We start from the raw sequence: 12252 nt of genomic DNA, 5'->3' as shown, positions 1-12252 counted from the left end.
ATTCCTTATCGCCCCAGTAAAATACCCTCATCCCATAAGATCCTGACAGTTCTTCAATCACCCAATCCTCATATATTTACAATAAAGTCCTCCCTGGTATGGTCCACAAATTTTTATGGGTTCTATTTTCCTTTTTCCTTTGTTCTGATCTGTCTGCCCAAAATATCCCTGGTAAAAATTTTAAATGGTATAAGGAACCTTTTCTCGAACTGGAAAATGGTTTTATTGGTCCTGTTATGGATGAAGGATATTCCTATATTGTCAATAACCACAAATACGGGCTCATAGATTTTGAAGGGCACCTGGAGGTCGACACCATCAGCGCTGAGCCGCTTTACAAAAAAGGACTGATCCCTGTGAAACAAGGTAGCAATATTGGTCTTATCAATCTCAAAGGTGATACAGTATACCCCTGCAAAGCTTATTCTTTCTCTTTCATCAAGCCTGATTTTTATGCGCTGTCTGTAAGCGGCGAAATTCTCCTGTTCAGGGGCGATGGCTCCAGGCTTAAAACAGCGTTCCCTATTAGAAGTATCAAAGGTGATGCTTTCAAAGAAAATGCATTGCCTGTAGAAGTGTATCTGCCCAATGAAAAAACGGCGGGCGGATATATTGACCCAACTGGTAATTCTCTTACAGATTTTAAATACATGTATAATACGCCCTTTAGTGGTGGTATCGCTGGAGTTATGAATCCAGACAACTACAAATGGAGCATTATTGATAAAAAGGGGAATACTGTTTTTGCCTGTCCCGATAACTGGACCAGTGTAAATTCTTTCGACGGCCCCCTTGCGTTAATTAATATTAAAGATGCAAAAGGCTTTGCCTTCATTGACCGGAATTTTAAAATAGTGGTAGAGCCGCAATTCAGCGCCTACAGACAAAGACACAACGGGTTATACGTTGTGTCTAAGGAAGGCGATTATGGCGCCATTGATAGCACCGGTAAAGTCATAATCCCCTTTGAGTTCAACGAATTCAATGAATATACAATTGATAAATTGATCGTTTCGAAGTTCTTTTTCAAAACGCAATACGACGATCTTGCCAAATTGTGGGCGTACGAGAATACCTACTTAAAATATGGGGTGTTTGATCTCACAAAAAAGGCGATTTCCATACCCCTTGAATATGAGGATCTACAAAGTGCCGGCAATGGCCTGTTGATCGCCAGGTCTAATGGTAAATACGGTTATCTGAATGAACAGGGGAAACCTTTGTCAGAAATTGTTTTCGAAAAGGCCGGTCCATTCTACAAAAAGCGCGCCTGGGTTAAATTCAACGGTAAATGGGGTATCATTGAAATGCGATAAACTTTTCAACACTAACAGTGAGCAACATTTCTTGCTAAAAACTCCAAAAACGCCCATCTTCGCATCCAGATAAAAGGCTTCGGGGCAGGAGCCTTTTTTATTGCTAATTCCCGTATTATGTCTACTGCTGCAGGTAAAAATTCAGGAGAAGTGTTCAATAAAAAAACGTTGACAAAACAACAAACTGCTATCATTAACGCTGGCAGTGATCTCCGCATCAACGCGGTAGCCGGTTCCGGCAAAACTACCACCATCATTGAATATGCGGCTTCCCGCCCTGGTAATGCGCGCATCCTGTACCTCGCGTTCAATAAATCGGTGAAGCTGGAAGCTGTGCGCAAGTTTGCCGACTATGGTCTTGCAAATGTAAAGGTAGAAACCGCTCACTCGCTGGCTTACAAACATATCGTATTCAAACATAATTATAAAGTAAAAGCGCAGGGGTATAAGAACAGTGAGATCTGCCAGCTGCTCGATATCAGGGGTAATGGGGAAAAGCATGCCGAATTTGTAATTGCCAATCACATCAGCAAATTCGCGGCGTACTTCTGTAACAGCGATAAAGCAAAAGTGCAGGAGCTGAATTATCTCGATACCCTCGTTGACACCAATGCCAGATCATTCGCGCACACTTTTTATAAATTCATTGAAGATGGCACCCGCTTGCTGTTGGCGAAAATGGATAGGGGAGAAATAGAGATCACCCATGATTTTTATCTGAAGAAATTTCAATTGTCGAACCCGGTGCTTCCTTATGATTATATCCTGTTTGATGAAGCGCAGGATGCATCCGCCGCCATGCTCGATGTGGTGACGAAACAAAAAGCCACCAAAGTAATTGTTGGCGACACCCACCAACAGATCTATGGCTGGCGCCACGCCGTGAATTCACTGGATAGAACCAATTTCAATACCTTACAACTGTCAACCAGTTTCCGGTTTCCGCAGGAAATTGCCAATCTCGCCATCGAAGTGCTTTCGTGGAAAAATCATTTGTTCGAATGCAAACCCGTAGCCATTGCCGGCAAAGGCGCCGGCAAAAAAGAACTCGTTAAAGCTACCATTGCCCGCACCAACCTGGGCTTGCTGTTGAAAGCAATTGATTTTATTACCGACAACAGCAAGGTGAAACATATTTACTTCGAAGGCAACATCAGCTCCTATATGTATGCCGATGATGGCGCCTCATTATATGATGTATTGAGTTTGTACAATGGCAATCATGATCGCATCCGCGATCAGGTGGTTGGTTCCATGAAAGATATCGACGACCTGGAAGAATATGCTGAGAAAACCGAAGACCATCAGCTGGCCACCATGATCGAGATCGTTCGTGAATATGGAAATGAAGTGCATGGCATCATCAAATCGCTCAAAGACCTGCATACCGGTGATGAAGACCGCAACAAAGCCGAAATGATCTTTTCAACCGTGCACCGCGCCAAAGGAATGGAATATGATGTGGTGCACCTGGTAAATGATTTTCTGTCGGAAGGAAAACTGAAAGAACTGAAGGAAAAACAGGCCAGCGACAAAACCGCCCAATTCGACAGCGCCCGGCTCAATGAAGAGATCAATTTATTGTACGTAGCCATTACCCGCACAAAGAATATTTTGCATATTCCGGAAACCTTATTACCAAAAGATTTTCCGGCTTCTGCACGCATTGTAAAAGTAAAACCGAAGGAACCCAGCCTAGATCAAAACAGTTATCTGGCTGAAAGAGCTGCTGCCAAACAAACAACTGCCAAACAAACAACTGCCAAACAAACAACTGCCAAACAAACAACTGCCAAACAAACAACTGCCAAACAAACAACTGCCAAACAAACAACTGCCAAACAAACAACTGCCAAACAAACAACTGCCAAACAAACAACTGCCAAACAAACAACTGCCAAACAAACAACTGCCAAACAAACAACTGCCAAACAAACAACTGCCAAACAAACAACTGCCAAACAAACAACTGCCAAACAAACAACTGCCAAACAAACAACTGCCAAACAAACAACTGCCAAACAAACAACTGCCAAACAAACAACTGCCAAACAAACAACTGCCAAACAAACAACTGCCAAACAAACAACTGCCAAACAAACAACTGCCAAACAAACAACTGCCAAACAAACAACTGCCAAACAAACAACTGCCAAACAAACAACTGCCAAACAAACAACTGCCAAACAAACAACTGCCAAACAAACAACTGCCAAACAAACAACTGCCAAACAAACAACTGCCAAACAAACAACTGCCAAACAAACAACTGCCAAACAAACAACTGCCAAACAAACAACTGCCAAACAAACAACTGCCAAACAAACAACTGCCAAACAAACACCTGCTAAAAAGAGAGCTGTTTCCCCCGGCGCCAAAGAAAAGGCCTATACCGTTTGGAATAAACGGGAAGTAAACAAGGATGCCTACAAACCCTGGTCTGATGAACAGGATGATGAATTAAAAATTCATTACGACAATGGAACGGCCCTCGGTAAAATAGCCGCCCACTTCGGCCGCACAAAAGGAGCCATCATTTCCCGCCTCAGGAAATTAAATCATTATTTCGAAGATTAATAATCAGTCGCTTACCAGGCAGAAAGAGCAGGCAAAAAGAAATATTTGGTAAATTATACCATTCGGTATATTTTTGTGGTGTTATGACAAAAGCAGAGCGCACCAGACATTTTATTGTTGAAAAAGCAGCTCCTATTATAAATAAAAAGGGCATGGCTGCAACTTCTATCAATGATATTGTGGAGGCGACGGCGCTTACGAAAGGAAGCGTGTACGGTAATTTCGAGAGTAAAGATGAGATCTGTCTCGAAGCTTTTGATTACCTGGTGAAAAGAGTGGTGGCCGATATGAGCATGGCCATGTCGCGCGCTTCTACCAATCGCGATAAACTGTTTGCCCTGTTTGATTATTACTTCAACACCGTAGCGCAGCAGGAGGGTAATTACGGTTGTCCGCTCATGAATTTTGGTACCGAGGCTGATGATACCAATCCGGTAGTAAAGCATAAAGTGAGTAAGGCCATCCAGACCACAGAAAACCTGATCGCAAAGATCGTAAAGGCTGGTATTGATGCTGGTGAGTTCAAGCCATCTTTTGATGCAGAAGTCTTCTCCATAAAAGCCTTTGCCATGATTGAAGGCGGCATGTGGATTGCCCGCTTACAGGGTAACACAAAGCAGATGCAGGTTATTGTTGACGCCCTGAAACAGGAAATTAATGACTATTGCAAATAGTCCTTTTTTTTGACTTAAAATATACCGATCGGTATAAAAAATTGATAAATTAAAAACATACAATATGAACATCGAAAACAAAACCATTCTTATTACAGGTGGTGCAACCGGAATTGGTTTTTCTATTGCAAAAAAATTATCAGGAAAAGGTAACCAGCTTATTCTGGCCGGCCGGCGTGAAGATAAACTCAAAGAGGCCGTAGCCCAATTGCCCGGCACATCGTACGTAGTTGCTGATATTACCAATGAAGCGGATGTTGAGAACCTGGTTAAGCAGGTTAAATCAAAATTCGGCGGGCTCGATATCCTCGTGAACAACGCCGGTGTAGTGACTGCTTATCCGCTCGACAGTGAAAATGGGGTGTATGAAAAGGCAAAGTTTGAAATGGACCTGAATTACCTGTCGGTAGTACGGTTAACAGAAAAGTTATTGCCTTTCCTGAAGGCCAGCAAAGAAGCCGCCATTATCAATATTGAATCCATCGTTTCCTATTTGCCTGCTACGGTAATAGCAACTTACAGTGCGACAAAAGCGGCGCTGCACTCTTATTCCCAGGCATTAAGACTGGTGCTGCAAAGAACGCATCCGCATGTAAAACTGTTTGAAGTGTTTCCACCGTTTGTTGATACCGACATGACGAAAGATTTCACTGCCGAAAAATTATCGCCCGATGAAGTGGCGCAGGACATTTTCAACGCCTTGCAAAAGAACGAATATGCGGTAAGACCGGGCAGAACGAAAGAAGTATATTTCTCATTCCTGCAGGCACCGGAAGCTACACTGAATCAATTCAATGGAGTAGGGGCATAGGCCTGAGCTTTTTAACAAACCACCTTTGAGCTTTTAAACAAACCTGTGGAGGCCGGTAAACACCAACTTTGTGGTATCAAAAAATTAATACCATGACTAAAGTTTGGTTTATCACAGGCAGTTCCCGCGGGTTGGGACGATCACTCACCGAAGCGGTGCTGGCAAAAGGAGATCAGGTTGCCGCCACTGCCCGTCAGCCTCAACAGTTAGCTGATCTTGTAATTAAATACCCTTCGCAGATACTTCCGCTGCAGTTAGACGTAACTGATCAGGAAGCTATCACCCATGCTGTAGAACAGGCGGTAAAACATTTTGGCCGTATTGATGTGCTGGTTAATAATGCCGGTTTCGGAATTGTTGGCGCGGCAGAAGCATTCACCGATGAACAGGTTCGCAGTCAGCTCGAAACAAATTTGGTTGCCCCCATTCATATAACGCGTGCGGTATTGCCACATATGCGTAAACAACGGAGCGGGCGCATTTTGCAGATCAGTTCCATAGGTGGTCGTGTGGGTAATGCAGGCGTTTCTATTTACCAGGCTGCCAAGTTTGGCGTAAGCGGGTTTACCGAAGCGCTGGCAAAGGAAGTAGCTCCATTAGGCATAAAGGTAACTTCGGTTGAGCCCGGTGGTTTCCGTACCGATTGGGCTGGTGCTTCCATGACCTATGCTCCTTTTGTTGAAGGGTACGAGACCACGGTTGACCAGCGGGTTGAGTTCTTTCAAAGCGGTAAATTTGTGCCCGTAGGCGATCCGGAAAAAGCAGCGAAGGTGATGCTCGATCTGGTTGAACATCCCGAACCGCCGGTTCATCTTATATTGGGCAGTGAAGCGGCTGGTATGTTACGGAGTGCAGATGAGATCAGAAAAGGAGAGTTTGAAAAATGGCTGCCCGTAACGCTTTCCACCGATCATGAGGAAGCCGGCAATTTCCTGGAAACAAGTTACGGGAAGCAATTGCTTGGCAAAAAAAATTGACCTTTGCCATAACGCATATTTAAAGTGAAAGCTATGGCTCAACAGCCCTCAAATCCTGGAATTGTTTACTCCTGCTACCACCAGGTGAGTCGCGGGGGTGAACAATTTATTCAGGACCATGTGTTCAGTTACCATCTTGCAGGCACTTTACTGGTGAACGATGGTAGCAGGGAACACCGGTTTGAACCGGGAGATTTCAGGTTCGTAAAAAGGAACCAGTTGGCGAAATTTGTAAAACATCCGCCGGAAGGCGGTGTTTTCAAATCGGTTTCTATCATGCTGGATCAGGAAACGCTGCGCAAAATAAGTATCGAACATGGCTATACGGCCACTAAATCGCATACTTCGTCTGCGATTGTTAAATTGACACCTCATCCGCTCTTTAAGAGTTTTATGGATTCTATACTACCATATGAAGAGTTATCACCTGAAGAAAACGCCCCATTATTTGCCCTGAAAGTAAAAGAAGCCGTATTGTTATTATTGCGCAACCAGCCTGAATTGAAGGATACGCTTTTCGATTTTACAGAACCGGGCAAGATCGATCTCGAAGCATATATGCTGCAGCATTACCAGTTCAATGTAGGCCTTCACCGCTTTGCCTATTTAACGGGGAGAAGTTTGGCTACCTTTAAACGCGACTTCGAAAAGATCTTTCATGCCTCACCCGGCAACTGGCTGTTGCAGAAAAGATTGCAGGAAGCCCATTATCTCATTAAAGAAAAGGGAAACAAACCTTCAGATGTTTACCTGGAAGTTGGGTTTGAAGACCTGTCGCATTTTTCGTATGCCTTTAAGAATGCCTACGGGGTGGCGCCCTCGAAGATCTGATTTGTGCTGAAAACCTTTGCTCCGGTGCTGTGAGTAGTAATAAAAGGAAACTGGGAAGAAAGGCTTCAACAGGCTGTGGCGCAAATTAAGTTGTTAATTGCCCGGAAGGAACAACAAACCGGTGATCAGTCGCCAATTTTTCCTTACTTTTCCTGTATGCCTCCACTTCAATTTGGAATAGATGTATTGCTGACTCAGCATCCTGACTGGAAGAACCGCAATATAGCGTTGGTAACCAACCATGCTGCAACCACCAACCGGTTTATTCCATCACGCGTGTCTTTATTGAAACACGGTTTTAATATCGTGAAATTATTCTCGCCGGAACATGGACTCGATACTACCGGGGCAGATGGGCATTCAATTGATAATACTATTGATCCGCTCACAAATTTGCCGGTCATTAGTTTGTACGGTGATAAACTGGCGCCGGCGCAGGCTGATCTTGCCGGTATCGACCTCGTACTTTTTGACATCCCCGATGTGGGCAGTCGTTTTTATACGTACTTATGGACGCTATCGCATGTGATGGAAGCTTGTGCCGCTTTTGATATTCCTTTTGTTGTGGCCGACAGGCCCAATCCGCTTTCAGGAAATTTGTTATTGGCCGAAGGGCCACTATTGGATGAAACTAATTGCAGCAGTTTCATCGGGCGCTGGTCGATACCAGTAAGGCATAGTTGTACGCTGGGTGAATTGGCCCGCTTCTTTAATGAAACGCATGCAATAAATTGCCGGCTTACGGTTGTTTCATGCCTCAATTGGGAACGAGGTATGTTTTATTCCGATTGGTGTCAATCTTTTGTTCCACTATCGCCTGCTATTCCGGTTTTTGAATCGGCTTTATTATATCCCGGGCTTTGTTTTCTGGAAGCAACGAATTGCAGCGAGGGCAGGGGAACAGCAATTCCATTCAGAGTGGCTGGCGCGCCCTGGTTGCTGGCCAATAAAACGGCCCGGCTATTTAATACGCTGATCCCAACCCTGTCGGGCAGCGTACATGCCAGGCCAGTTCTATTTACACCAACTGAAGGGAAATATGCTGCTATGCCATGTGCTGGTGTTATGTTGCATGTTACCAGTACTGCTTCCTTTATGCCGGTGGCGGCCGGCTGGCTGCTCATCCGGATCATTAAGGAATTGCATCCGGAATTGTTTCAATGGGCTACTTATCCCACTCATGTAAATCCATCAGGTAAAAAGCATCTTGATCTGTTATCGGGCATTTCCAACTCCGCAACCCTGTTCGATATACCATTGGCTGATTTTGCAGAAGACATAAAAACATATACTACATGCAGTGACTGGTTATTACGAATTCAACCCTTTCTTATTTACCAATAGCGAAAGATCGTATTGGCAGCAACGGCACCTTGTTCCACCGGTTTACATTCAGTGATGCGGTAACTGATATTTCAACCACCGGCTGGCCGGGTGGCTGGTATTTGTTGAACATTAATACAGTTGATGGCACTTCGGCTACTTATAAATTGATCGTACCTTAATAGATATAAAGAGCAATATAGAATGGCCAGGGTCCCGGTATATGGGGAGCCTGGCTTTTTCATTATACACCTGGCAATGCGTTCAGGCTTCGTAATATTACGATAGCAGTAAGCTGTTGTGTAAATAAAAATGCGTTTATAAGAATTTACTGTAAGAAAGAGTAGAAATGCAACACAGTTGGAATGTAATTTGTAATGTAAGGAACAGGATATTCAAAGGATATTGGATTTAATCGGGGGCGTTATTTTTATCTGGCCCCCTCTTTTTAAAACCAATATCTTTTCAAAATATATACGCTTACTTCCTGGATCCTGTACCCGCATCATGCATACACCTTGGTTAATTTTTGTGTATGATGACAGAACCTTTTTTGTAAAAAGGCTTAAGGCAAAATTGTTGAAATGCCCGGCCTTTGTGATTGGTAGCGTTCGGCTTTCAGTTTTTTGCTGTAGCCTGAACGCACAACGTGTTGCTTCAATCTGAAAACTTATACCTTCAATAATTGGCTCCCCGGGGAGCCTTTTTGCGTTTGCAACTAACGGTTTTTACAAGTTCTAAATGATCAAATTGTTTACGAGGTACTAAAAGGAAGTGCTTATTGTGCCGGAAATAAATAAACCGGTAACCGTTAGAAACAGGGGATTAAATAATATTGGACAGAAGTGTGCCAATAACGATTAAATCCCTGCATAATGGCTTATTTTATTGTAACAGTGAAGGAGAATAAAGCTGGCGCCAAACGGCGCAGGAAGCTGGTAGTTGTTTCAAGAGGAAAACCGGAAGCCATGGTTTCTATTCAGGATATGTGCCGGGGTACCGGTTTTATTCCTGATTATAAAACGGTGAATGAGATCACCCCGCACCGGTATTTCAAGGTCGTAGGAGCGTTGTTGGGAAGAACCGTAAACCAGTCGGCTGCATAATAAAAGTGTGGACCCATACTAATACAGATCCACACGTTAGATAACTTAAAAGTTTGTTTGTGCAATCAGCGTTGCTTTTTGCGCATCTGAAAAATCCATCGGTATAATTCCAAATCTTCCCTGCGTATTTGTTGTAAAGTAAGAGATAACGCGTGGGTTAATGTTATTCGAAACGGTTGTGATGCTGGGTATGCTAAAGATGAGTGATTTATACCCACTGGTAAAATTGATATACAGTGTATTGCTGTTCCCGCTTTTTGCTTCAGTTAACAGATTGTTTATGTTGGTCCATTTACCATTATTATCCGGAACAACATAATTGTCCTGCACCCGCAATTGCGATTCGCTGTTGTTGATCGTGAAGGTTGTATTATCGGCCCAGCTGGTTGCTGCAATTCCTTTAGGCGTTGTGGTGGCGCCGAATCTTCTTATTAAAACAATTTTACCCCGCACAGCACCCAATGATGGAATGGTAGCACCGAGATACCAGTGTGAAGGATTTTTTTGTGTGTAAGTATCAAATGTTTGTTCAAAGGTGCGGGTATTGTTTGAGGGGTCGTATTCTTCTTTAACGCACATGATAATACATTCGCCGGGATTACTGGTTAAAAAACTAAAGCAGGCATTTAATACATCATCAAAGTTCAGATTCTGATATATTGATCCATGATGAATGGCAAAGGCATTGTCTATATGCCGGCAACGGATATCGAGAAAGCGGATACCTGCATTTAATTGATCGGCGATGGTCAGCGACTGGCATTTGGCGGTACCTGCAACCGGTTCAAAGCGGGCGCCCGCATCATGCGAACCAGGAACAGATAATTGAGAAAGGAGGTAACCGTCGGGCAATGATTGCATCCAGCTGGTTGCGCTGAAAGTAGCTGCAGCGATCCTGGCTTGTGGAGCAGTTGATGCCTGTTCATTGGTTGAAACGGGTTCCTGTTGCAGGTCTTTTCTACAACCGATCAGTAATAGCGTACATGTTGAAATAAAAATGAATAGCTGTAAGGTTTGTCTTTTCATAAATAGGTTTATGAATAAAGACAGGAAACCGGGTTCGCATAACCATTTTAGCGAACTGATTAATATTTCGATAATATTTTAACCAGACTTAATAAGTAAAGGGTATGACCGGCAACCAACTAAAAAAAAGGCCGCCTTCTTTCGAAAGCGGCCTCAGGTATACGTACATGTTACTATACTACTTCTTGCCCGGATATTCCTTCAACGCCTGCTGCAAACAATCCATCGCACTATTGAGATCGCCCACATTCAACACATAGGCTAACCGCACTTCATTCTTTCCTAATCCGGCAGTTCCATAAAAGCCACTGGCCGGGGCCAGCATCACGGTTTGGCCGTTGTAAGAAAATGATTCCAGCAACCATTGACAAAACTTATCTGAATCGTCGATGGGTAAACGCGCCATGGCATAAAACGCACCGCCGGGGTTGGGGCAGGTTACGCCCGGCATTTCATTCAACCGCTTTACCAGCGTATTGCGGCGTTTCAGATATTCTGCTTTGGTAGCATCAAAATAATTGTCGGGCAGGTCAACGGCTGCTTCTCCCAGTATCTGCGCAAAGGAGGGCGGACTTAACCTCGCCTGTGCAAATTTCATCACACTGTCAAGCACCTGTTTGTTCTTTGTCACCAGGGCACCTATACGGCCGCCACAGGCGCTGTAGCGTTTTGAGATGGTATCCATCAGCACCACATTTTCTTCAATACCGGGTAACTGCATGGCGCTTACCGGTTCGCCGGTGTAGCAGAATTCGCGGTACGCTTCATCGGAGAACAAATACAGGTTATGCTTTTGAACGATCTGCTTAAGCGTTTCCATTTCTTCCCGGCTGTATAAATAACCGGTGGGGTTATTGGGATTGCAAATGAGGATCGCTTTGGTTTTGGGCGTGATCAGTTTCTCAAAATCAGCAATGGGCGGTAAGGCAAAACCGGTTTCAATATTTGAAGTTACCGGTACTACCTTAACACCGGCAGCAACGGCAAATCCATTATAGTTGGCGTAAAATGGTTCAGGAATGATCACTTCGTCACCTACATCGAGGCAGGCCATAAAACCGAATAAGATCGCTTCTGAACCACCGGTGGTTACGATGATCTGGGTATGATCTATTTCAATACCAGCCTTTTTATAGTATTGTACCAGTTTGCGGCGATAACTTTCGTTGCCGGCGCTGTGGCTGTATTCCAGCACTTTAAAGTCGGAATGCCGAACGGCATCCAGAACGGGCTGGGGTGTTTCAATATCGGGTTGGCCAATATTTAAATGAAATACCTTGACGCCCTTCTTTTTTGCAGCTTCTGCAAAAGGTACCAGTTTACGAATAGGCGATGGCGGCATCAGCTGGCCGCGACTACTAAGTGTTAGCATTTCGCAAATATAGGGTTCCCTGTTTTAATGTTGTTATGCTTTGTTTGTGGTTGAGAATGTGTTATTTACATAAAATACTGTTCTTATAGACTGGTATTTTTAAGCCCATATGAAAGTCAACGCATTATAACCTGCAAAAAAAAAAAAAAAGAGCATTGGGAACCATGGGTTATAAAAAAAGTCCTCACAGCTTTCGCCGTGAGGACCATATATCTATCGCGCTGTGCAAAGCCCGTGAA

At 43.9% G+C, this 12252-nt stretch carries 10 protein-coding genes; 8 read left to right on the top strand and 2 right to left on the bottom strand.

Features of this window, described 5'->3' with window-relative positions; all coding sequences use genetic code 11:
• The first annotated feature begins 98 nt into the window (after positions 1-98).
• The 8 genes from A3860_RS30840 to A3860_RS30805 all read left to right on the top strand — a co-directional run bounded on the left by A3860_RS30840 (position 99) and on the right by A3860_RS30805 (position 9615).
• The gene (locus A3860_RS30840) at positions 99-1316 is read left to right on the top strand and encodes a WG repeat-containing protein (protein ID WP_081153975.1); all 1218 of its coding nucleotides are present in this window, start codon (positions 99-101) and stop codon (positions 1314-1316) included.
• Positions 1317-1433: 117 nt separating this feature from the next.
• A complete protein-coding gene (locus tag A3860_RS30835) occupies positions 1434-3893 on the top strand; it encodes a histone H1-like repetitive region-containing protein (protein ID WP_081153973.1) in 2460 nt (819 codons plus the stop codon).
• An 83-nt stretch (positions 3894-3976) separates the two neighbouring features.
• Positions 3977-4567: a TetR/AcrR family transcriptional regulator gene (locus tag A3860_RS30830; RefSeq protein WP_081153971.1), complete on the top strand. Its 591-nt coding sequence runs from the start codon at positions 3977-3979 to the stop codon at positions 4565-4567.
• Between the two features lie 64 nt (positions 4568-4631).
• Positions 4632-5378 (top strand): SDR family oxidoreductase, encoded by a 747-nt coding sequence (locus A3860_RS30825; protein WP_081153969.1) that lies wholly within the window; start codon positions 4632-4634, stop codon positions 5376-5378.
• Positions 5379-5470: 92 nt separating this feature from the next.
• The gene (locus A3860_RS30820) at positions 5471-6355 is read left to right on the top strand and encodes an SDR family oxidoreductase (protein WP_081153967.1); all 885 of its coding nucleotides are present in this window, start codon (positions 5471-5473) and stop codon (positions 6353-6355) included.
• Between the two features lie 33 nt (positions 6356-6388).
• Positions 6389-7186, top strand: a complete 798-nt coding sequence (locus A3860_RS30815) for a helix-turn-helix domain-containing protein (RefSeq protein ID WP_081153965.1) — start codon at positions 6389-6391, stop codon at positions 7184-7186.
• Between the two features lie 156 nt (positions 7187-7342).
• Positions 7343-8530 (top strand): exo-beta-N-acetylmuramidase NamZ family protein, encoded by a 1188-nt coding sequence (locus tag A3860_RS30810; protein WP_081154078.1) that lies wholly within the window; start codon positions 7343-7345, stop codon positions 8528-8530.
• Positions 8531-9384: 854 nt separating this feature from the next.
• Positions 9385-9615 (top strand): hypothetical protein, encoded by a 231-nt coding sequence (locus tag A3860_RS30805; RefSeq protein WP_081153963.1) that lies wholly within the window; start codon positions 9385-9387, stop codon positions 9613-9615.
• 45 nt (positions 9616-9660) lie between these two features.
• Here the strand turns inward: A3860_RS30805 and A3860_RS30800 are convergent, their stop codons facing one another.
• Both A3860_RS30800 and A3860_RS30795 read right to left on the bottom strand, forming a co-directional pair.
• Positions 9661-10641, bottom strand: coding sequence for a phosphatidylinositol-specific phospholipase C (locus tag A3860_RS30800; protein ID WP_081153961.1), 981 nt, complete (start codon positions 10639-10641; stop codon positions 9661-9663).
• Positions 10642-10819: 178 nt separating this feature from the next.
• The gene (locus A3860_RS30795) at positions 10820-12013 is read right to left on the bottom strand and encodes a pyridoxal phosphate-dependent aminotransferase (protein WP_081153959.1); all 1194 of its coding nucleotides are present in this window, start codon (positions 12011-12013) and stop codon (positions 10820-10822) included.
• Positions 12014-12252 lie beyond the last annotated feature (239 nt).

This window comes from Niastella vici (assembly GCF_002077945.1).
GTDB classification, from domain to species: Bacteria; Bacteroidota; Bacteroidia; order Chitinophagales; family Chitinophagaceae; genus Niastella; species Niastella vici.
This window is presented reverse-complemented; position numbering and strand designations above follow the sequence as displayed.